At 66.8% G+C, this 21,537-nt stretch carries 21 protein-coding genes; 11 read left to right on the top strand and 10 right to left on the bottom strand.

Annotated elements, in window-relative coordinates; genetic code table 11:
• The first annotated feature begins 2 nt into the window (after positions 1–2).
• Positions 3–782 carry a PIG-L deacetylase family protein gene (locus AU252_RS18080; RefSeq protein WP_058931906.1) on the top strand — a complete coding sequence of 260 codons (780 nt, stop codon included), beginning with the start codon at positions 3–5 and terminating at the stop codon, positions 780–782.
• 46 nt (positions 783–828) lie between these two features.
• Here AU252_RS18080 and AU252_RS18085 read toward each other — a convergent pair whose 3' ends face one another.
• From AU252_RS18085 to AU252_RS18100, 4 genes are all read right to left on the bottom strand, one after another.
• Entirely contained in the window at positions 829–1,707 is an 879-nt protein-coding gene (locus AU252_RS18085) for an anti-sigma factor (RefSeq protein ID WP_058931907.1), read from the bottom strand.
• A 1-nt stretch (position 1,708) separates the two neighbouring features.
• Complete coding sequence (gene sigK, locus AU252_RS18090) at positions 1,709–2,317, bottom strand: ECF RNA polymerase sigma factor SigK (RefSeq protein ID WP_058931908.1); 609 nt, start codon at positions 2,315–2,317, stop codon at positions 1,709–1,711.
• A gap of 189 nt (positions 2,318–2,506) precedes the next feature.
• On the bottom strand, positions 2,507–2,974 hold the full coding sequence (locus AU252_RS18095; protein ID WP_058931909.1) for a tRNA (cytidine(34)-2'-O)-methyltransferase: 468 nt from the start codon (positions 2,972–2,974) through the stop codon (positions 2,507–2,509).
• Between the two features lie 66 nt (positions 2,975–3,040).
• Positions 3,041–4,003: a J domain-containing protein gene (locus AU252_RS18100; RefSeq protein WP_058931910.1), complete on the bottom strand. Its 963-nt coding sequence runs from the start codon at positions 4,001–4,003 to the stop codon at positions 3,041–3,043.
• Between the two features lie 168 nt (positions 4,004–4,171).
• Between AU252_RS18100 and AU252_RS18105 the strand changes: the two genes are divergently transcribed.
• Positions 4,172–4,843, top strand: a complete 672-nt coding sequence (locus tag AU252_RS18105; RefSeq protein WP_058931911.1) for a hypothetical protein — start codon at positions 4,172–4,174, stop codon at positions 4,841–4,843.
• A 9-nt stretch (positions 4,844–4,852) separates the two neighbouring features.
• On the opposite strand, the gene AU252_RS18110 is transcribed toward AU252_RS18105, so the two are convergent.
• Complete coding sequence (locus AU252_RS18110; RefSeq protein WP_058931912.1) at positions 4,853–5,281, bottom strand: hypothetical protein; 429 nt, start codon at positions 5,279–5,281, stop codon at positions 4,853–4,855.
• Positions 5,282–5,371: 90 nt separating this feature from the next.
• Here AU252_RS18110 and AU252_RS18115 point away from each other — a divergent pair, with 90 nt between their 5' ends.
• Together AU252_RS18115 and AU252_RS18120 are read left to right on the top strand one after the other, a co-directional pair.
• Positions 5,372–6,034 carry a helix-turn-helix transcriptional regulator gene (locus tag AU252_RS18115; protein WP_205630593.1) on the top strand — a complete coding sequence of 221 codons (663 nt, stop codon included), beginning with the start codon at positions 5,372–5,374 and terminating at the stop codon, positions 6,032–6,034.
• Positions 6,035–6,090: 56 nt separating this feature from the next.
• The gene (locus AU252_RS18120; RefSeq protein WP_058931914.1) at positions 6,091–7,323 is read left to right on the top strand and encodes a cysteine desulfurase family protein; all 1,233 of its coding nucleotides are present in this window, start codon (positions 6,091–6,093) and stop codon (positions 7,321–7,323) included.
• Here AU252_RS18120 and AU252_RS18125 read toward each other — a convergent pair.
• Positions 7,299–8,570, bottom strand: a complete 1,272-nt coding sequence (locus AU252_RS18125) for an NAD(P)/FAD-dependent oxidoreductase (protein ID WP_058931915.1) — start codon at positions 8,568–8,570, stop codon at positions 7,299–7,301. The genes AU252_RS18120 and AU252_RS18125 overlap by 25 nt on opposite strands.
• 208 nt (positions 8,571–8,778) lie before the next feature.
• Between AU252_RS18125 and mnmA the strand changes: the two genes are divergently transcribed.
• The 7 genes from mnmA (at position 8,779) to AU252_RS18160 (ending at position 17,176) form a co-directional block, all read left to right on the top strand.
• The gene (gene mnmA, locus AU252_RS18130; RefSeq protein WP_083510467.1) at positions 8,779–9,903 is read left to right on the top strand and encodes a tRNA 2-thiouridine(34) synthase MnmA; all 1,125 of its coding nucleotides are present in this window, start codon (positions 8,779–8,781) and stop codon (positions 9,901–9,903) included.
• Between the two features lie 174 nt (positions 9,904–10,077).
• Positions 10,078–11,709 carry an ABC transporter substrate-binding protein gene (locus AU252_RS18135; RefSeq protein WP_058931917.1) on the top strand — a complete coding sequence of 544 codons (1,632 nt, stop codon included), beginning with the start codon at positions 10,078–10,080 and terminating at the stop codon, positions 11,707–11,709.
• A gap of 127 nt (positions 11,710–11,836) precedes the next feature.
• Positions 11,837–12,928 (top strand): ABC transporter permease, encoded by a 1,092-nt coding sequence (locus AU252_RS18140; RefSeq protein WP_058931918.1) that lies wholly within the window; start codon positions 11,837–11,839, stop codon positions 12,926–12,928.
• A gap of 1 nt (position 12,929) precedes the next feature.
• A complete protein-coding gene (locus AU252_RS18145; protein WP_058931919.1) occupies positions 12,930–13,955 on the top strand; it encodes an ABC transporter permease in 1,026 nt (341 codons plus the stop codon).
• An 8-nt stretch (positions 13,956–13,963) separates the two neighbouring features.
• Positions 13,964–15,667, top strand: a complete 1,704-nt coding sequence (locus AU252_RS18150; RefSeq protein ID WP_099093467.1) for an ABC transporter ATP-binding protein — start codon at positions 13,964–13,966, stop codon at positions 15,665–15,667.
• Between the two features lie 121 nt (positions 15,668–15,788).
• Positions 15,789–16,175 carry a chorismate mutase gene (locus tag AU252_RS18155; protein WP_058931921.1) on the top strand — a complete coding sequence of 129 codons (387 nt, stop codon included), beginning with the start codon at positions 15,789–15,791 and terminating at the stop codon, positions 16,173–16,175.
• The gene (locus AU252_RS18160) at positions 16,166–17,176 is read left to right on the top strand and encodes a hypothetical protein (RefSeq protein WP_058931922.1); all 1,011 of its coding nucleotides are present in this window, start codon (positions 16,166–16,168) and stop codon (positions 17,174–17,176) included. The genes AU252_RS18155 and AU252_RS18160 overlap by 10 nt, the downstream gene beginning before the upstream one ends.
• A 36-nt stretch (positions 17,177–17,212) precedes the next feature.
• On the opposite strand, the gene AU252_RS18165 is transcribed toward AU252_RS18160, so the two are convergent.
• From AU252_RS18165 to AU252_RS18180, 4 genes are read right to left on the bottom strand one after another with little or no spacing between them, the layout of a single operon-like run.
• Positions 17,213–17,926 (bottom strand): DUF4166 domain-containing protein, encoded by a 714-nt coding sequence (locus AU252_RS18165; protein ID WP_058933040.1) that lies wholly within the window; start codon positions 17,924–17,926, stop codon positions 17,213–17,215.
• Between the two features lie 41 nt (positions 17,927–17,967).
• Positions 17,968–19,260 carry a DUF58 domain-containing protein gene (locus tag AU252_RS18170; protein ID WP_058931923.1) on the bottom strand — a complete coding sequence of 431 codons (1,293 nt, stop codon included), beginning with the start codon at positions 19,258–19,260 and terminating at the stop codon, positions 17,968–17,970.
• Positions 19,261–19,271: 11 nt separating this feature from the next.
• Complete coding sequence (locus AU252_RS18175; RefSeq protein ID WP_058931924.1) at positions 19,272–20,273, bottom strand: AAA family ATPase; 1,002 nt, start codon at positions 20,271–20,273, stop codon at positions 19,272–19,274.
• Complete coding sequence (locus AU252_RS18180; RefSeq protein ID WP_083510604.1) at positions 20,270–21,535, bottom strand: DUF4350 domain-containing protein; 1,266 nt, start codon at positions 21,533–21,535, stop codon at positions 20,270–20,272. The genes AU252_RS18175 and AU252_RS18180 overlap by 4 nt, the downstream gene beginning before the upstream one ends.
• Positions 21,536–21,537 lie beyond the last annotated feature (2 nt).

Consider the following 21,537-nt stretch of genomic DNA (forward strand, 5'->3'; position numbering starts at 1 on the left):
CCTTGGCGCACTCCGCTGCCTCAGCACAGAGCCCGTTCAACCCGGACATCCACCGGATTGGGCGGGTGCTCTGTTTCGCCGCCCATCCGGACGACATCGACTTCGGTGCAGCCGGCACCATCGCCGCCTGGACGGCCGCGGGAATCCACGTCAGCTACTGCATCATGACCGACGGCGACGCGGGCGGCTTCGACCCGGCGCAGCGGGCCGAGATCATCGCCCTCAGGGCGGCCGAGCAGCGCCGGGCAGCCGAACTCGTGGGCGTGACCGACATCCACTACCTCCATGAGCGCGACGGCTACCTGGAACCGACGCACGCGGTGATGAAAGGTGTGGTGAAACTGATCCGGGAAGTCCGTCCCGACGTCGTGCTTGCCATGCATCCGGAACGGAACTGGAACCGCCTGCAGAAGAGCCACCCGGACCACCTTGCCGTGGGGGAGGCCGTGACCCGGGCTGTATACCCTGCGGTCGAAAACCCGTTCGCCTATCCGGAGCTGGCCGAGGAAGGCCTCGCGGCCTACAAGCTGCCGTGGCTGTGGCTCTATGCCGGGCCCGAAGAGCGGGAGAACCACTTTGAGGATGTCACCGACCATGTGGACGCCAAGCTCGACGCGATCCACGTGCACGTGAGCCAGCATCCCGATGTCGCGGCCATGGAAGCGGCGGTGCGGAACGGCATGCACATGAGCGCACAGCGTGCGGGCTTTGCTGAGGGCCGCAGCGCCGAAGCCTTCCACGTGGTCGCCGTCAACGGCCCTGGGACGATCGCCGGCTTCTAGGACGTCCGCGGCCGCGGATTTCCCCTATGGGACAGGAACTGGGGGCTCAGGCGCCCAGAGGTGCGGCCGCCACGGTGGGGAACGTCGGGGTAGCCGAACCGCCCACCGGCTCCACGGTGATGCCGAGCGCTGCAGCGGACGCAATGCCCTTCACCACGGCAGGCTTTGACAGGGCTGCTTCGTCCATCAGGCCCTGGGAAACCGGTGCCGAGCCGTCCTTCGGGATCAGCCACATCTGGTAAACCTTGCCAGCCGGCGGTGCGGGTACACCGTTCATCTTGACCACCACGGCATCCTTCGACGACGAAATCAGCACGGTGGCGGTGCCGCCGGCGGAGACGGGTACGGAGGCTTCGCGGACGTCGCCGGCCCGGACGACCTGGTTCAGGGGGTCGTTCTGGTCCGTGATGTAGGCACCCACGCCCACGCCACCGAGGGCGATTACGGCGGCGGCGGCGACTGCGGTGAGCCAGCGGCGGGCGCCGGCAGGCCGGCGTCGTTCTTCCCGGCGGACCCTGGCAGCGGCGAGCTCATCCGGGGCTTCTGCCGGCGCCTGTGCGGACGGCGTGGCTGCCGCGGCAGGCGCAGCAATGACTTCGGTGGGCCCATCAGCGGGGAGTTGCGTGAGGGACGGCAACTGCGACACGATGCGGGCGAAAAGATCCGCGGGAGGCTCGGCCTCAGCCGTGAAGGACGTCGCGAGGGTCTCCCTTGCCTGGCGGACACGCTCAAAGAAGGCGCTGCGCTCGGCGTCGGGCGCGGCGGAGATGTAGCGGTCAATGGCGGCGCGTTCGGCATCGCTGATCGCGTCCAGGGCATAGAGCTCGGCGAGATCCGCGGCCCGCCCGGATTCCAGGTCGGCGGCGATCTCAGTTCCGAACGAGCCGGGACGGCGGGTGCCTCCCTGACTATTCATTTCTGTCATCTCAACTCACCCCCAGACAGGTCTTCAAGCGGATCAGTCCGTCGCGGATGCGGGACTTGATGGTGGGTACTGCTGCGTTTAGCTTTTCCGCGACTTCGCGGTAAGTGAGGCCGCCGTAGTAGGCCAGCCGCACGGATTCCTGTTGTGTTTCGGTCAGTGTTTCCAGGCACCGGACCACCGCCTCGGCCTCGAGCCTGCTGTCCACCTCGGCGGAGACGGAGTCGTGGTCCACGTCCTGGCTGCTGGCGCCGTATTTGGCCTCGCGGTCGGTGGCCGACTGCGAGGAACGGACCTTGTCCACGGCCCGGCGGTGTGAAATGGTCATCAGCCACGACAGCGGACTGCCTGCTTCCGGGTTGAACTTCGCGGCGTTCTGCCAGACCTGGAGGAAAACCTCCTGCGTGGCGTCTTCGCTGAGTTCGGGATCGATGAGCACTCGCCGCGCCATGCCGAACACCCTGCGCGATGTCAGTTGGTAGAACTCGGCAAACGCGGCCTGGTCGCCGCCGGCTATGCGGGCGAGCAGCCCGGCCAAGCGCTTGCCGAGGTCCGCCGGTGAGTCAGTGACTGCGGCCGGGGCCTCGGAGTTTGGCGCGTTGGGAGTTTCCATCACTACCCAGCATAAGTCGCCCGGCGGTGAAACCTGAGCGTCGCGGCCGGTGCTGACCCGGGGAACGGGGAGAGCCGACGGCGCCGCCCGCCTCGTCGCTAGCCGTGTCACCTGCCGCTCCTTCCTCGCCCTGGAATTGCTGTCAGGAGTGATTCGGTGCAGGCAGCCGTCCGGATGGGCCGCGGGCGCTCAAATCTGGGCGCCGGAAAATCCCTGCTGGCGCCAGGCCTCGTAGACAGCAATGGACGCCGCGTTGGCCAGGTTCAGCGAACGGAGGGACGGCAGCATGGGAAGCCGCACGGTGGCCGTGACATGCGGATCGCTTTTGAGGTGTTCCGGCAGGCCCACTGATTCCTGGCCGAACATCAGGACGTCCCCGGGGCGGTAGGCGATGTCCGCGTAGCTGGCGGTGCCGTCCGAGGTGAAGGCGTACACACGCTCCGGCTGCAGTTCGCGCCAGGCGTCCTCAATGCTTTTGTGGACGGTGACGACGGCGAGGTCGTGGTAGTCCAGGCCGGCGCGCCGGAGCTTGGCATCGGAGAAATCAAAGCCGAGGGGTTCCACCAGGTGCAGTTGGGCGCCGGTTATGGCTGCCAGCCTGATCGCATTGCCGGTGTTGCCGGGGATTTCGGGGGCATGGAAGAGGATTCGGAACACCGTCCAATCCTAGTCAACCAATCCGGGTCAACGGTTCAGTGCCCGCTTCCCAGCGCATGCAACGGTTCAGTGCATGCCGCGAAGCAGCCTGGCCAGCACGGACACATTGACGGTGTTGGGTGTGGGGCCGGAGGAGAGGAAGTGCTTGAGGCCGCGGACCAGGCCTGCCGCGTTCACCACCTGGATGGTTTCGGACGTGCCGGCTGTTCGCCGGTGGCGGTCGATGACGGGTTCGTGGAGGTTGCCGTCGGCGCTGTGGATGACTGTCCAGCCGGTGACGTTCAGTTCCGGGAAGATGTCCTGCATGGCCCGGACAACGTGGGCCAGTTGCGGCGGCGCGATGGAACGTCCGCCGTGCCTCAGGGTTTGCCCGTCCCAGGCGTAGGCGCCCTTTGGCAGCAGCATGGACCCGATCAGCGCCAGCCGGTAGCCGGACAGGAGTGCGTGGTCGATGTGGCTGTTATCGGCCGGGGACTGCAGGCCGTTGACCAGCCGGGCCGCAGGAATCGCAGGCAGAACCTGGCGGGTGATGAGCTGCACCGTGCGCAGTTCGCGCTGGATTCGGGCCTCGGCGCCAAAAATACCCCGTTTGCGCGGCATCCCGTGGACCTGCTGGCTGGCCTGGGCGAACGGGATAAGCGGCACCGTGCCGGACGCCTCGAAAGCCGCGGCATCGTAGGGCGGGACATAAAGGGGCGGGTCGCCTGCGGTGTTCCGCGGCGTGGTGGTTCTGTGCACTGTGGCCGAGGCATGGCTGCCCGCCGCCGGCGCATCAAAGTGCGGCCCTGCGGCGGAATCGTCGGTGTTGCGGGCGGTTCCAGCGGCGTACGAGCGGTCGTAGGCCTTCCGGCGCGTGGGGTCTATGAGGGTTTCGTATGCTGCCGTCACTCGCCGGAAAGCAGCGGCGTCCCCGCCATGGTCAGGATGGGCCTTCCGCGCGGCCCGGCGGTAGGCCACCTTGATCTCCTTGTCGGTGGCCGTCACGGCGACACGGAGCACCTCGTAGTAGGAGCTGCTGCTCTCGGTCAAGCACTCATCCTTTTTCTTCGTCTGGCCAGTCCACGGCAGGCAGCCCGGTGGGCCCCAGTTTACGGCCTGCCCACACAACGTCTGCGCACGCCCCAGTGGTTCCCGCGGCCGGCGTCTAGACTCTTTCAGGAGGACGGCAGGCTGGCCGTCCGGGGCGAACTTATTGGGGTGGACGTGAAGGCACATGCGGCTGTACTCGTGGCGGGGGCGCTGCTTGGCGTGAGCACACTGGGGGGCTGCAGTGTTGATGTGCCCGATCCGGCCGCCCCGAAAGTGGAGCCGACCGTCACCGCCCTGGCCACGCCCACTATTACCCCTGGCCACGACGCAGAAGCGGTGGCAGAAAAGGACATGCCGTTCTCCGCGGGCGGTTCCCTGGCCACCGGAGTCCCCGTGGGGATATCGGACGGACTGAAGGAAGCACCCGGCTGGCAGCAGGTCAAGGAGAACGTGGCCGGCGAGAGTCAATTCGTGAAGGCCGATGGCTGCCTGGTGGCGGCCAAGGTCCGCACCAACCAGGTCCCGCTGGCACTCCAAGACGACAAGGAATCGACCATTGGCCTCTTCACGTACCTGGATCCGACCATCCTGCCCGGTTATCTGAAGACCGCGACGCTGCGTTGGGGCGGTGAGGTTGGCAAGCCGGGGCCATCGGCCGAGGTAATGGTGCTGGAGAAACCCGGCCAAGCGGGCGTCAGGGCCACGGCCGTTATGGCCCGGGTGTTCGGCACCGCGGCATCGTCGGTCTACATTTCGGTGGCCTGCCCGGACGATGCCACACTGGCAGCCGCCCGGGCCGACGTCGCAGAACGCCTCCGTGTGGTTCCGCCGTCGAACTAGCGGTGTTGGTTACTTACCATGCCTGCGCCAGGACCCGGCGGGGGAAAGGCGGTTCAGGGCCAGCGCGCCCACGAGCAGGCCGAAGTCCCGTAAGGCAACGTCGTAGAAGCTGCCCAGGACCAGCAGGTTGACGATGATGCCCAGCAGCCAGACGGCGACCAGCAGGGAACCGAACCGGGGCCGGACGGCCACCGCAATGCCGGCGACGATCTCCACGACGCCGACGATGTACATAAAGGTCTGCGCCGACACTGGCACCACGGAGGTGGCAACCGGCGCGAGGTAGATGGTCCAGTCGGTCAGGATGTTGGTGAACTTGTCCAGCCCGAAGAGAATCGGTGCGACGGTGAACACGGTGCGCAGCAGGAAGAAGGCCTGCCTGTCCGGTGCCATAGCCTGTAGCCGACTGCCTGCGGTGATTTTCGCGTTGGTTGTCATGGTGGACTCCTTCTAAAAGTAGGTATGATTATTTTAGAAAGATTAGCACCATTAAGCAATGGATGTTGTTTTTAGAGTTAGGGTTACAGGGTGCGCAGACTTCCGTGGGGCCGCCGCATGGCGGCCGTGGCTTCCTTGGGCGACGACAAGCGCCGGCAGCTTTTTGAACTGGTTGCCGCTTCCGATGCCGCAGTCGGGCGCGATGAGGCTGCGCTGGCCCTCGGCCTGCCAAGAAGCACGGCGTCCTTCCACCTTGACAGGCTGGTCCAGGACGGACTCCTCGCGGTGGAATTCCACAAGGCCGCCGGGAAGTCAGGTCCTGGCTCCGGGCGGCCGGCGAAGATGTACCGGCAATCAACGAGTGAAGTCGGCGCTTTCGTGCCGGACCGCAACTATGACCTCGCCGCTGAGCTGCTGGTCGCAGCGATCGAGCACTCCACAGCGACCGGCGGAGCCGTGGGCAATTCCCTGCTGACCGCGTCGTACGGTAAGGGCCAGGCGCTGGCCGCCGGCGCCGCAAGCCTGGCGGACTTCATGGCGGGGGAGGGCTACGAGCCGACGCCTGACGGCGCAGGCGGCTTTGTGCTGGTGAACTGCCCGTTCCATCGGCTCTCGGACGGGCACCCGGAAGTCGTCTGCGCCATGAACGGATCATTTCTGCAGGGCGCGGCTGCGGCGTGCGGGGAGCCGGAGGAACGTATAGCGCCGAACAACGAGCCTGGCCAGTGCTGCGCCAGGATCACCCCGCCCTGACACCTGATGGGCCGGGGCCGCGGGTGTGCCGCCCTGGACGCCGCTAGAATTGAGGCGTGCCCGTCTACCTCGATCATGCAGCCACCACGCCACTTTCCGCCGAGGCGCTGGCAGCCCTGACCCGGGAACTTGCCCGCACCGGCAATCCTTCGTCCCTGCACGGCTCGGGCCGGCGTGCCCGCCGCTCCGTGGAGGACGCCAGGGAAGCCATCGCGAAAGCGGCCGGCGCCCATCCTTCCGAGGTCATCTTTACGTCCGGGGGCACTGAGTCGGACAACCTTGCCGTGAAGGGCCTGTACTGGGCCCGTTCCGGCGAAGACCCGGCACGGCGCCGCATCCTCTGCTCCGCCGTCGAGCATCATGCCGTGCTGGACACCGTGGAATGGCTGGAGCGGCACGAGGGCGCCATTGTCACGTGGCTTCCGGTGGACAGCGAGGGCGTGGTGGACCTGGGCGTCCTCGCCGCCGAGCTGGCCCGGGACCCCGGGACCATTGCGCTCGTGACGGTCATGTGGGCCAACAATGAAGTGGGCACCATCCAGCCGGTGCACAGGATTGTGCAGCTGGCGCACGCCGCCGGCGTGCCGGTCCATTCGGATGCCGTGCAGGCCTTCGGCTCGCTGCCGGTGGATTTCAAGGATTCCGGGCTGGACGCGATGTCCGTTTCCGGGCACAAGATCGGCGGACCGGTGGGAGTCGGCGCCCTCCTGCTGGGGCGGGCCGTCAAGCTGACTCCGGTGCAGCACGGTGGCGGCCAGGAACGCGACGTGCGCTCCGGGACGCTGGACACGGCGTCTATCGCCGCCTTCGCTGCTGCCGCCGAGGCCGCCACCGCACGGCTTGCGGCCGAGTCCGCGAGGATCGCGGCCCTGCGGGACAGGCTCATCGACGGCGTCCTTCAGCGGGTGCCCGAAGCTGCACTCCGCGGCGCCCCGGGGGAGGGGAGGCTGCCCGGCAACGCGCATTTCACGTTCCCTGGCTGCGAAGGTGATTCGCTGCTGTTCCTGCTGGACCTGGTGGGGGTGGAATCCTCCACGGGATCCGCCTGTACGGCCGGTGTCCCGCGCCCGTCCCACGTGCTGCTGGCCATGGGGCTGGACGAGGAGACAGCCCGCGGCGCCCAGCGCTTCACGCTGGGACATGCCTCAACCGACGCGGACGTGGATGCCTTGCTGGCAGCCCTCCCCGGCGCATACCAACGCGCCCGCCAGGCAGGGATGGCCGGGCATGAATCCTCGATCCAGACTGCGGGAACGGTAGCGCGTCAGGCGTCCTCCGGCAGGAGCTGATCGAGCCCAACGGAGTTGTCGGCCAGGCGCCCCGCTGTGACTCGGGTCCTGGCCGAGATGAGGGCCTTGACGGTCTTCTGCGCGCCGGGCTGTGGCTTCCGCGGCCAGTTGACGCTCATCCCGGCCACCACCCTGGAATCCTGCTGCCAGAACGCGATGAACTCCTTGTTCTCCAGCGAGCCCCGGATCACCGGCTCAGCGCCCGCCGCCAGGGCCGGGAAGCCGGAGTACTCCATGTTGACGTCGTACTGATCGGTGTAGAAGTAGGGGATGGTGCTCAGGACTGCATCCTGGCCGAGCATGGCCCTGGCAACCACCTTTCCGCCGTTCAGGGCATTGGACCAGTGCTCGCTGCGGTGGTGCTGGCCGGTGAAGGGGTGCAAGGCGTTGGCGACGTCGCCGGCGGCAAAAATGCCGGGCGCGCTGGTCCGCAGGGACGCGTCCGTGAGGATCCCGTTGTCCAGGGCGAGGCCGGCCGCCTGCGCGAGTCCGGTCTCGGGAACCACGCCGACGGCGATGACCACGATGTCAGCAGGTAGCGCCTCTCCGGAATCGGTGACCACCCCGGTGACAGCACCGCCGTGGCCGGTGAGTTCCCGTGCTGAGGCGGGAAGCCGGAAGCTCACGCCGTTGGCTTCGTGGAGTCTGCGGAAGAACCGCCCAAGGTCAGGGCCGATGGCCCCGGCCAGGGGGATCTCTTCCAGTCCGAGGAGCGTGACGTTGTTGCCGTACGTGGCGGCAGCCGCAGCCAGTTCCATGCCGATCCAGCCGGAGCCGATCATCACCACGTTCCTGCCGCCCGCCGCCAGGCTGCTGCGCAACCGACGGCTGTCGTCCAAGGTGCGGAAGGTGGATACCCCGGCCAGGTCGCTTCCGGGCAGGCGGAGGGTGCGGGGCGCCGCACCGGTGGCGAGCAGCAGGGAGCCGTATGACAGTGTGCTGCCGTCGTCCAGCTCCACCGTCCTGCCGTCCGGCCGGATGCCCGTGACGCGGGCACCCAGGCGGAGGCCGACGTCGTTCTCCGCGTACCAGCCTGGCGGCACCACCGGAACGGCGTCCTCGGCGGCCTTGCCCAGCAGATACTCCTTGGACAGCGGCGGACGCAGGTAGGGGTGATGGCGCTCGGCGCCGATGATGATCACCCGGCCTTTGAACCCTTCCGCCCGCAGGGTCTTGGCCGCGGTGGCACCGGCCAGGCCGCCGCCGGCAATCACAATGTCCCTCGCAGTAGCAATGTCCTCAGCCATGTCCGCCCGATTCCCGCTGGTGCGTACTCGAAGTCTAAAACCGTTAAGTCTGACTTTAGAAGTGAAGGCCCGCTGGGTCAAGGGTCTTTTGGGGAGGATTCGGCGTGGCGATAGAATGGTGCGGCAGGCATTGTGCTATTCCTGCGGCCGCCGGTTTTAATGGCAGCCGCCCTCTGCCGGCATCCCCCGAACCCTAAAGAAAGCCAGCATGCGAGTTCTAGCAGCCATGAGCGGTGGAGTCGACTCCGCCGTTGCCGCAGCACGTGCCGTTGAAGCCGGGCACGACGTCGTCGGCGTTCACCTTGCGCTGTCCAGGATGCCCGGCACCCTGCGGACGGGCAGCCGCGGCTGCTGCACCATCGAGGACTCGCGCGATGCGTGGCGGGCCTGCGATGTGCTGGGCATTCCGTATTACGTCTGGGATTTCTCGGAGCGCTTCAAGGAAGACGTGGTCCAGGACTTCATCGATGAGTATGCTGCCGGGCGGACCCCCAACCCCTGCATGCGCTGCAACGAGCGGATTAAGTTTGCCGCCCTGCTGGAGAAGGCCATAGCCCTGGGCTTTGACGCCGTCTGCACCGGGCATTACGCCAAGGTCATCAAGGACGCCGATGGCAACCCCGAACTTCACCGAGCGGCGGACTGGGCCAAGGACCAGAGCTACGTCCTGGGTGTCCTGACCCACGAGCAGCTCAAGCACTCCATGTTCCCGCTGGCCGACACGCCCTCCAAGGCTGAGGTGCGGGCCGAGGCCGAGCGCCGTGGACTGTCAGTGGCCAACAAGCCCGACAGCCACGACATCTGCTTCATTCCGGACGGCGACACCGCGGGCTGGCTCGCCGAAAAGATCGACATGACCACCGGTGACATTGTGGACGAGACCGGCACGAAGGTGGGGGAGCACCCGGGAGCCAACGCGTTCACCGTGGGACAGCGCCGCGGCCTGAAGCTCGGCACACCCGCAGCGGACGGCAAGCCCAGGTTCGTCCTGGAGATCCGGCCCAAGGAAAACAAGGTAGTGGTGGGACCCCAGGCGCTGCTGGCCATTGACGAGATCCGCGGCATCAAGGTCTCGTGGGCCGGCCTGCCCATCGCGGAAATCGAAACGGGCGCCGAGTTTGACTGCTATGCCCAGGTCCGCGCCCACGGGGACCCCGTGCCGGCAACCGCGCGAATGCTGCCCGGCGAGGGTGCACCCCAGCTGCTGGTCACGTTGACCGATCCGCTGCGCGGTGTGGCACCCGGCCAGACAGTGGTCCTCTACCAGGGCAGCCGCGTCCTGGGACAGGCCACGATCGACGCTGCCCGGTCGTTGCAGCGCGCGGAGCTCTGAGGCGGAGCAAATTTACCCCGGTCAGGTAAATTTTGTGTCTCAACTCACAAAAAAGCCGGTTGATGAGTCCGGCGTCTGGTTGAATCTAGGCATCAGGACAGCGCGCTGCCCGCTCAAGCCAAGACACCCATTTGCGGGCGGCGAGCGCGTACTCATCGAACAGAAAGTTCACAGATGACCAAGAGCACCAAAGCCTTGCGCAGCGTTATCGCGCTCGCAGGCGTTTCCGCTTTCGCATTGACGGCCTGCACCGGCCCCACGGGCGGAGACGGAACTTCCACCCAGAGTGCCGGTGGCGGCACCATCACCTACGGAACGACTGACAAAGTGGTCACGCTCGATCCCGCAGGTTCCTATGACGGCGGATCCTTTATGGTGATGAACCAGATCTACCCGTTCCTCCTGAACTACAAGCCCGGCACCGCGGACGCCAGCCCGGATATCGCCGAATCTGCTTCCTTCACCAGCCCCACCGAATACACGGTGAAGCTCAAATCCGGGCTGAAGTTCGCCAACGGCAACACCCTCGATTCCTCGGACGTGGTGTTCTCGTTCAAGCGCGTCGTGGCCATCAACGATCCCAACGGTCCCGCGTCGTTGCTGTCCAACATGGGCACGGTGGAAGCCAAGGATCCCACCACTGTGGTCTTCACGCTCAAGGCCGCCAACGACCAGGTGTTCCCGGGCGTACTCGCCTCCAACCCCGGTCCCATCGTGGACGAGCAGGTCTTCCCGGCTGACAAGGTCATGGATGACGACGCCATCATCAAGGGCAAGCCGTTCGCCGGCCAGTACACCATTGAAAGCTACAAAAAGAACGAGCTTGTCAGCTTCAAGCCCAACGCGGACTACAAGGGCCTGCTCGGCGCAGCCTCCAACGAGGGTGCAAACCTGAAGCACTACGCTGACCCCAACAACCTCAAGCTGGACGTGCAGCAAGGCAATATCGACGTCGCAGGCCGCATCCTGACTGCAACGGACGTTGCCGACCTTGAGAAGGACTCCAAGGTCAAGGTCCACAAGGGCCCCGGCGGCGAGCTCCGCTACATGGTGTTCAACTTCGACACCATGCCCTTCGGCGCCAAGACTCCTGAGGCCGATGCCAAGAAGTCGCTGGCAGTGCGCCAGGCCATCGCCCACCTCGTGGACCGTGACGTCATCGCGTCACAGGTCTTCAAGAACACGTACACACCCGTGTACTCCTACGTCCCGCAAGGCTTCGAAGGGGCCGCCGAGCCGCTGAAGAGCCTCTACGGTGACGGCACCGGCAAGCCCAGCCTGGACAAGGCCAAGCAGGTGCTCGCGGATGCCGGTGTCACTTCTGTGGTGGACCTGAAGCTGCAGTACACCGACAGGTACGGCACGTCGGCGGCTGACGAATACGCACTGGTGAAGCAGCAGCTGGAAAAATCGGCCCTGTTCACCGTGGACCTCAAGTCCACCGAGTGGACCACCTACACGAAGGAACGGCGTGCTGACGCCTACCCCGTTTACCAGCTCGGCTGGTTCCCGGACTACTCCGACGCCGACAACTACCTGACGCCGTTCTTCATCCCGGGGAACTTCCTGGGCAACCACTACGAGAATGCGGCAGTCACCGCGGTTGTCAACAAGCAGCTGGTCACCACGGACAAGGCGGAGCGGAGCAAGCTCCTGGGCGAGGCCCAGGAGGCCATTGCCAAGGACCTCTCCACGCTTCCACTGCTGCAGGGCGCCCAGGTCATGGTTGCCGGCACGGATGTGAAGGGCGTCGAGAAGACGCTGGATGCCTCCTTCAAGACCCGTCTTGGTGTGATGTCCAAGTAGGTCCCCGACCCATCCGGCTTTGATTGCGGCAGCGAGGCGGGACGTCTACCGGCGTCCCGCCTCGCTGCTGGTCACAGGCCAGCGCCTCGGGGGAGCTGGCTCCGGCCACCACAAAACTTAGGTACCAATGACTACTTTGATTGACGCGCCGCCCAGCGACGCAGACGGAATCCTTCCGTCCAGCAAGAAATCTTCCGGCGGGGGGCTGGGGCAGTACATTCTTGTCCGGTTCCTGCTGATCTTTCCCACCATCTTCATCCTCGTCACCATGGTGTTCTTCCTCATGCGGATCACCGGCGATCCCATCACCGCGGCCATGGGTGGCAGGCTGCCCGCCGAACAGCTCCAGGAACGGATCCACAACGCGGGCTACGACCGTCCAATCCTGGTCCAGTACTTCGAATACCTGGGCCAGCTGGCCACCGGAAACTTTGGCCGGACCCTCACGGACAACCGGGCCGTCTCAGAGATGCTGACCACCTACGGTTCAGCCACCCTGGAACTGTCCATCAACGCGCTGATCCTGGCCCTCCTGGTGGGAATCCCGCTCGGCATGATTGCCGCCCAGCGCCGCGACCACGCACCCGACGCAGTGCTGCGGGTCTTCGCGATCCTTTGCTACGCAACGCCGGTCTTTTTCGCCGGCATGCTGCTTAAGCTGACGTTCGCCGTCTGGCTGGGCTGGCTACCGGTCGCCGGACGCGCCAAGACGTCATCCGAGCTGGCACTGACGTCCCTCCAGGCTCCCACCGGAATCTACTGGCTCGATGCCGTCCGCAGCGGCAACATGGCGGCACTGGGCGACGTCATGGCACACGCCGTGCTTCCCGCCGTCGCACTGGGTCTGCTGACGGCCGGAATCTTCCTCCGGCTGGTCCGGACCAACGTGATCGGAACACTGGGCAAGGACTACGTGGAAGCGGGCCGCTCACGCGGTGTCAGTGAGTTCCGGCTGGTCACCAAGCACGCGTACAAGCCTGCGCTGATCCCCATCATCACCGTGATGGGCCTGCAGATCGCCGTGATGCTCGGCGGGGCCGTCCTGACCGAAAAAACCTTTGAGTGGAAGGGCCTGGGGTTCCAGCTCGCCAACTACCTGACCGCACGCGACTTCGTGGCGGTCCAGGGCATTGTGGTCCTCCTGGCCATTATCGTCGCGGTGACCAACTTCATCGTGGACATAGTGGCCGCGCTGATCGACCCCCGGGTGAGGTACTGACATGAGCGTCCTTCCGGCAAACGAGCCGCTGGCAAACCCGCGGGCCCCCTTCTACCGGCGGTTGCCGGTGGTTTCGCACTTCAACAAAAGCGTCGGACTGCAGCGTGGCATGCTCGTGGCGGGCCTGGTTCTCACGGGCCTGTTCGTCCTGACCGCGGCCTTCGCCCCGCTGCTCGCCCCGTACGGTTTCGCCCAACTAGCGGACGCTGACGGCAATTTCCCCACCCAGGAGGCCCCCGGCGGAAAGCACCTGCTCGGTACCACAGTGGGCGGTTACGACGTGTTGTCCCGAGTTGTCTGGGGTGCCCAGACGGCCCTGTTCGTCATTGTGGTGGCTGTCCTGATGTCCATCGTGATCGGCGTGATTCTGGGATTGGTGAGCGGCTACCTCGGCGGCTGGCTGGACCGGATCCTCGTGGTCATCGCCGATGCGGTCTATGCCTTCCCTTCGCTGCTGGTGGCCATCGTTATGGCGATCGTGATCAGCGGCGGCCAGTCCAGCCTCATCGGCGGTGTCTTGGCAGCGGGCACGGCCATTACCCTGGTCTTCATTCCGCAGTACTTCAGGGTCATCCGGGCCGAGACCGTCCGGCTGAAAGCAGAGCCTTTCGTTGAATCCGCCAAAGTTGTGGGCGCCTCAAATATTCGCATCATGAGCCGCCACATCTACAAAAACGCCACCAGGACCCTGCCGTTGATCTTCACTCTCAACGCCTCGGAGGCCATCCTCACGCTGGCCGGCCTGGGCTTCCTGGGCTTCGGCATCGAGCCCAGCTCCGCGGCGGAGTGGGGCTTTGACCTGAACAAGGCCCTCGCCGACACAACCTCCGGCATCTGGTGGACGGGCCTCTTTCCCGGCCTGGCGATCGTCATGACGGTGGTTGGCCTCACCCTCGTGGGTGAAAGCATCAACGACCTGAACGATCCGCGCTTGCGCGGTCGCAAGGCTGCCGGCGCCAAGGGCGCCCCGGGACCATCAACCGCGGCCGCGCAGGCCGCCATCGCAGCGGATGTGAGAGGACTGTGACCATCAATATGGATTCCGTAGCTGACCAGTCCAGGCCGGCAGACCAGCCCGTACTGGAGATCGACCACCTCAAAGTCACCTTTGCCACCGACGGCGGAGACGTCTACGCCGTCAAGGACGTGAGCCTGGACGTCCGCTCCGGCGAAGTCCTGGCCATCGTAGGCGAATCCGGCTCGGGCAAGACCGTGACCGCGAAAACCATTCTCGGGCTGCTGCCGGAGACCGCCACCAGCGGTGGGGCCGTCCTGATCAACGGCAACAACGTGATCAGCGTCAGCGCCGCGAAGCTGAGGCAGATTCGGGGCCGCGATGTGGCCATGGTGTTCCAGGAGCCGTCCACGGCCCTGAACCCGGTGTTCACCGTGGGCTGGCAGATCGCCGAGGGCATCCGTGCCCATGCCGGCGGTGCCGGCGGGAAACGGGTCTCGGCCAAGGACGCCAAGGCCCGTGCCATTGAGGCGCTGCGCAAAGTGGGGATCCCGGATCCGGAGCACCGGGTCAACTACTATCCGCACCAGTTCTCCGGCGGCCAGAAGCAGCGCGTGGTGATCGCCGCCGCGCTGGCCCTGAACCCGGGACTGATTGTCGCCGATGAACCCACCACAGCCCTGGATGTCACCGTCCAGGCCGAAATCCTGGAGCTGCTCCGGGACCTTCGGGACATATACGGCACCTCGATCGTGCTGATCACCCACAACATGGGCGTGGTGGCCGATCTTGCGGACCGCGTAGTGGTGATGTACCAGGGTGATGTGGTGGAGGAGGCGCCGGTGCGCGTGCTTTTTGCTGAACCCAAGCAGGATTACACCAAGAAGCTGCTGGCCGCCGTGCCCCACCTGGGCCGGAACTCGGCGTCGGAGGGCCTGCGGGAACGCGCCCACCAGGGTTCGCCGGTGCTGGTGGAGGCAACCAACCTGACCATCGAGTACCCCGGCAGGCTGGGAACTCCGGCCTTCAAGGCCGTGGACGGGGTCAGCTTCACCGTGTCCCAGGGCGAAGTCTTTGGACTGGTGGGCGAATCCGGATCAGGGAAAACCACCATCGGCCGGGCCATCGCGGGCCTGAACCGGACCACGGGCGGCAGCCTGAAGGTACTCGGCTACGAGATGCTGAACCTCAAGGAGCGGACGTTCAAGCCCCTCCGGAAGGATATTGGCTTTGTGTTCCAGGATCCGGCTGCGTCCTTCAACCCCCAGCTGACCATCGGCGACTGCGTAGCGGAGCCCATGATCATTCACACCAATCCGAGCCCGGCGCAGGCGCGCAAACGCGTTGCTGAGCTGCTTGAATCAGTGCAGTTGCCGGCGTCGTACGCCCAGCGGTACCCGCACGAGCTGTCCGGCGGGCAGCGCCAGCGGGCGTCGCTGGCGCGGGCACTGATCCTGAACCCGCGGTTGCTGATCGCTGACGAGCCGACGTCGGCCCTGGACGTTTCGGTGCAGGCGAAGGTCCTGGAACTCTTCAAGGAAATCCAGGCCGAGTTCGGGTTCGCGGCACTGTTCATCAGCCACGACCTCGCGGTGGTGGACATCCTGTCACAGTGGGTGGGCGTCCTCTACAAGGGCAAACTCGTGGAGCAGGGCATCGGCAGCCAGGTGATGGGCGCGCCGCAGCACGACTACACCAAACGGCTGATTGCCTCGCTGCCGGTCCCTGATCCGGACGAACAGGCACGACGCCGGGAAGCGCACCGGGCGCTGCTGGCCCAGTAGGCACCACCAGCGACCCCACAGTCGCGGCGCCACCGGACGGACATCCCGCCCCACCCGGCGGGGTGTCCGTCCGCCGCTTAACACCGGAAGAATTTCCGCGGGCGCCCCATAGACTTGGACCATGACGCAGCAAAACCACGATGTTCCCGACACCGACACCTACGATGCCGCCGCGAGTTCGCTGGCAGGCCACGTGGACAACTCGGTGATGGCGGAACTGCTGTCCATCCGCTCCAGCATCGACAACATCGATGCGACCCTGGTGTACCTCCTGGCCGAACGGTTCAAGGCCACCCAGAAAGTGGGCTTCCTCAAGGCCGCGCACCGGCTCCCGGCGGGGGATCCAGGCCGGGAATCCGCCCAGATCGCCCGTCTCCGGCGGCTGGCGGAGGATGCACACCTCGATCCCGCGTTTGCGGAGAAGTTCCTGAATTTCATCATCGGCGAGGTCATCCGCCATCATGAAGCCATCGCCGAGGACCACCAGGCCGCTGCAGAGTGGAAGTAACAGCCACCGGGCTTGGGCCCTGGCCGGGGGAGGACCCCGCGGAGGCTGCCCGCATTATCCGCGGCGAGCTTGGAAGCCCGCACCTGCCGTTCCTGGCAGAGCTTCCGGACCGTGGAGTCGGTTCCGACGCCCTGGGGCGGACGGCCGCACTCCTGGTTGAAATGGCCGTGGATGTCCAGCCGTATGGCTGGCGGCTGGTGGACCGTCCCGGCAAGGATTTCCGCCGGGCCGCGTCGGCCCTCTCCACCGACATCAACGTCCTGGCTGACGTTGCCGGCGACGAGGACACCCGCGCCCCCGAACTCAAGGTCCAGCTGCTGGGACCGCTGAGTCTTGCCGCCGGACTGCACCTGCACAACGGCGAACGGGCGCTGATCGATTACGGCGCACGCCGGGACGTTGCCGACTCGCTGGCCGCAGGGGTTGGCGGCTACCTCTCCCGGATTTCCAGCGCGGTTCCGGGCGCGCGGCTGGTGGTTCAGGTCGACGAGCCTGATATCGCCGCCGTACTGGCCGGCACCATTCCGACGTCGAGCGGTTACCGCACGCTGCGGGCGGTGGGTGGCCAGGAGGTCACCGAGTCCTGGCAGGTGGTGATCGAGGCGCTCCGTGACGCGGGTGCCGCCGAAATCGTTGTCTCCGTGCCTGAAATTGAGGCCCCCATCGGCCGGATCATTGCCGCCGGCGCCGACGGCGTGGCCGTACCGCTGAGGGCCCTGACCACACGGCAGTGGGAGCAGTTGGCCACGGCAGTGGAGGCCGGCAAGCGGATCTGGGCCGGCGCACTGGACGTTAGCCGTGGCACGCTGCCCAGGGTGGCCGACGTCGTGGAGTCCGTCTGGCGGCCATGGCACGAGCTGGGGCTGCCGGCGTCGTCCCTGGGCAATATCCGGGTCACCCCCTCGGCGGGACTTGCCGGCCACACGCCGGCCACCGCCACAGCGGTGCTGGGCCGGCTCACCCAGGTGGCCGACGGCCTGAACCAGCGCGCGCACGGCTGATCGGCCCACCGCTGAGCGGACCTACCTGCAAGACTTCTACGTCCGGTTCTCCCAACGGTCCGGCTGGGCGTAGCGGGGCAGGAAACTCTGCGCCGAACTGCCGCCGATGTAGGGACGCAGGCGGTAGTCAAAACCGCCCGCATAGACCAGGACCAGCCCGATCTGCGGCTGGATGACCTTGACCTGGATCCGGTGCTGTCCGTGCTCGCCTGCGGCGCCGTCCCACCACTGCTCGGCGTAAGCCCTGGCATCCACGGTGGCCGGCAGCGGCAGGCGGAGGGGGCCCAGGAACAGCCGCGACGCTTCGGAAACGCCGCGCAGCCTACCCTCGTTCGTCACACTGAGCTTGAGGTCGGTCACCATGCGCCGGAAACGGCCCAGGTAGTCCACCAGCCGCGGGCCGCCGTCGGAATCCACGAGGCTGGTGGTGTCCTGGAATATCCGCACGTGCCCGGGAAAACGGATTTCCCGCCGGGCAGTCAGGCTGGAGCGGCCGAACGGATCCTGGTGGGCATGGTTTTCAATCCGGAAGGGGATGCCTTCCCCGTAATCCGGGAAAAACGCGTCCTCCCCGGAGGTCAGCTTGAGCAGCGGCCGCAGCCACGCCTGCCGGCAGCCCACAACGTCGAACACGCCCTCCCCGACGCCGTAGTGCCCCGAGCCGGGCGCCAGGGAAAAGTACTCCTGCAGCTCAGGCTGCAGCCGGTGGAAGTCCTCGCCCAGGGCCTGCCGGTAAATAGGGACGTTCATGGTGACCTCCTGGACGGTGCCGTCAGCGGCGCTGCGGCGACTCACAATCTACCGGCCGCCTTGAGCCGGATGTACATGTCGGCAAGCTGCGGCGGCAGCTGGTGTGGCTCCGCATCCACCACTTCAACCCCATGGTGCCGGAGTTCGGCGCTGACCGCCGCCCGTTCCAGCAGTACGCGTTCGGCCGCTGCCGCCCGGAACACGCCGGCGGCGTTCTCACGCTCCCGCAGCATCCGCCCCAGCATGGGATCACGGACGGCGGCCACCACCACAACGTGCTGCTGCGCGAGCTGCGCGGCCACGGGAATGAGACCTTCCTCCGGTGCCCCGCCGTCCAACGAGGTCAGCAGCACCACCAGGGACCGGTGGGCGGAGACCGCCCGGATCTGGCCGGGGAGGCTGGACCAGTCAAGCTCAATCAGTTCCGCCTCGAGGGGCGCCATCGCTTGTACCAGCTGCCCCAGGAGGTTGCCGGTGGTGGCGGAACCGGCCCTTGCCCGCGGACGTCGGTCGTAGGCCAGGAAGTCCACCCGGTCACCGCCACGCTCGGCCAGGACCGCCAGCAGGAGCGCCGCTTCGATGCCGGTATCCAACCTTGGTTCGTCCTCGATCCTTGCCGCTGACGTGCGAGAGGTATCCAGCATGATCACCACGCGCCGGTCGCGTTCCGGGCGCCAGGTGCGGACGACGACGGCGGACCGGCGGGCGGTTGCGCGCCAGTCGATGGACCGGACGTCGTCCCCGCGGACGTAGTCACGCAGCGAGTCGAATTCGGTGCCGGCACCCCGGATCTGCACGGCGGCCTTGCCGTCGAGTTCGCGGAGTTTCCTGAGCTTCGAGGGGAGGTGCCTGCGGGAATGGAACGGCGGCAGGACCCGCAGGAGGCCGGCACAGTCAAACGTGCGCTGGCGTGCCGCGAGCCGAAGGGGTCCATGGGAGCGCACAGTGACGTGCCGGGCGCCCACGTCGCCACGGCGGACCGGCTGTAACCGGACGGTCATCCGGCGGCTTTCCAAGGCGGGGATGTCCAGGTCCTGGACCGGATTCACAGCCCCGGCAGACGGCTGCCACGCGTCTCGAACTGTGGCACGCAAGCGTCGCCGGCCACTGTTGCGCAGCGTGAGGACCGAAGCCGCCGTGCCGTGCAGCGTCACGTTGCCGGGCTCGGCGCGCGTGACGATGATGGCCCGCGGGGAAGCGGCCAGGCCAAGGTCCAGGCCCAGGAGAGCAGCGAGTGCCACGACCACGCCCAGGACCGTTCCCCCGCCAGGAAACAGCAGCACCGGCACCAGGCCCAGCAGTGCCAGCACGACGAACCGTCCGGAGAGTGCCATGTGCAAGCGAATCAGCGGGGGACCGGGACGGATGCCAGGATGCTGCCCAGGACATCGTCCACGCGGACCCCGTCCATCTGGGCATCAGGCTGCAGGGCCACCCGGTGGCGCAGGCACGGCAGCGCCAGTGCCTTGACGTCGTCGGGGGTGACGAAGCTGCGGCCCGACAGCCAGGCCCAGGCGCGGGCCGTATTAAGCAGTGCAGTCGCGCCGCGGGGCGAGACGCCCAGCTGGAACGACGGCGCCTGCCGGGTGGCGCGCACCAGGTCCACGATGTAGCCGATGATTTCCGGTTCGACGGCAACGGTGGCCACAGCCTGCCGCGCCCGTTCGAGGTCCTCGGCGCCGGCCACTGCCCGGACACCGGCGGCAGCAAGGTCCCGGGGATTGAAGCCGGCTGCGTGCCGCCGGATCACTTCCACCTCGTCAGTCCGGCTGGGCAGCGGCATGGCGAGCTTGAGCAGGAACCGGTCAAGCTGGGCTTCGGGCAGGGGATAGGTTCCCTCGTATTCCACAGGGTTCTGGGTTGCCGCCACCAGGAAGTTCGCCGGCAGCGGCCTGGACACCCCGTCCACCGAGACCTGCCGCTCTTCCATGGCCTCCAACAGGGAGGCCTGCGTCTTCGGCGGCGTCCGGTTGATTTCGTCGGCCAGCAGGATGTTGGTGAAGACCGGCCCCTCGCGGAAACTGAATTCCGAGGTGTGCGAGTCATAGACCAGGGAACCGGTGATGTCGCCGGGCATCAGGTCAGGGGTGAACTGTACGCGTTTCGTGTCCAGGCTCAGCGCGGCGGAAAGGGCACGGACAAGGAGTGTCTTGGCCACCCCGGGCACGCCTTCGAGGAGGACATGCCCCTGGGAAAGCAGCGCGATAAGGAGTCCCGTGACGGTGGCATCCTGGCCCACCACGGCTTTGGCAACCTCGTGGCGGACATCCAGGAGCGCCTGCCGGGCGGGATCCAGCGTCCGCGGGGAGGAATCCATGATCTGCGGGGCGCCGTACGGTTCGTTCATCGGGTCCTGACCTCGTTCTCTAGTTTGTCCAGTTCCTGTGACCATTGCACCAGCCTGGTTGCGGTACCGGGGCGTTCCTGGATCAGGCCGCTGATATCTCTGACCGGCCGGCCCAGGTGCCGGGCCACTGCCTGCACCACGTCGTCGGCAGTGGCCTGGGATCCCACTCGAAGGGCTTGCGCCAGACGAACCAGGGTGCCGGCCCGAAGGTTGTCCCGTGCCCGGTCCAGTGCGTGGGAATCCTGATAGAGGCGCGCGCGGCCTTCGGCGGTCTCCACGGCCTTGACCACCACGGGGAGTGGTTCAAACACGAGCGGGCCGAGGCGGCGCCCGCGCCACACAATGGCCAGCACGGCCACAAAGACCAGCCAGGGCCCCAGGAATGCCACCCAGTCAGGGGCTAGGTCATCAAGTGTCTGCGTTGACTCCGCAGCGGCCGCGTCGCCCAGTCCGGGCAGGTACCAGACAACGACCTCTGAGCCGCCCAGCGTCCGCAGCGCCAGTGCGGCATGGCCGTGGCCGGCAAGCCCGCCGTTGTTGAGGAGGGCGGTGCTGCCCAGGACGGTCAGGCCGCCGTCATCCGTGCGGGCAAGCAGCCCGGCGGTGCTTCCCGGCGGGCTGAAGCAAACCGTGCCGCCGTCGTACAGGAATCCGCCGGTTCCGGAGACAGCGCCTGCCGCCGCGGGATCGGTGAGATCGCAGCCCGGTTCCAGGAGCGCCGTTGACTCAGGCACCACACCGGCCTGGCTGATGCCGGTATCGAAGGCCTTCAGCGTGCCGAGCCGCGGCGTCACCAGCACTACGCGTCCCGCACTTGCGGTCAGCTCGTCCAGCCGGGATTGGTCCAGGAATCCGCTCCGGTCGTACAGGAGGAGGGTGGCACCCGGCCGGTCCGCGAGTGCTGCCGTGGCGGAGTCAAAGGATTCAACATCCTGGACCTCGACACCGTGGCGGCCCAGTATCTCGCTGACCGCCCTGGCGCCGCCCGGCCCGGCGTTATGCACGGATAAGGGCAGGGAATCGCCCCTTGGCGCGAGTTGGGTGGAAATAACCACCGTCAGTCCGACGGCGGCCGCCGCGCCGATCGCTGCCCCGCCGCGGTGCCGCCGGAGCCAGGCACGGGCACCGGACACGGCACCGGCGCCGGACCCGGAACCGGACCCGGAACCGGATCGGAGTGCCGGGGCGGAACCCGGCTGCGCCTCCGGTGCACCCGACGTCGGAAGTTTGGGCGTCAGAGGATCCGGCGAAGGTTTCTGCATCG

Source organism: Pseudarthrobacter sulfonivorans (assembly GCF_001484605.1).
Classification (GTDB): Bacteria; Actinomycetota; Actinomycetes; order Actinomycetales; family Micrococcaceae; genus Arthrobacter; species Arthrobacter sulfonivorans_A.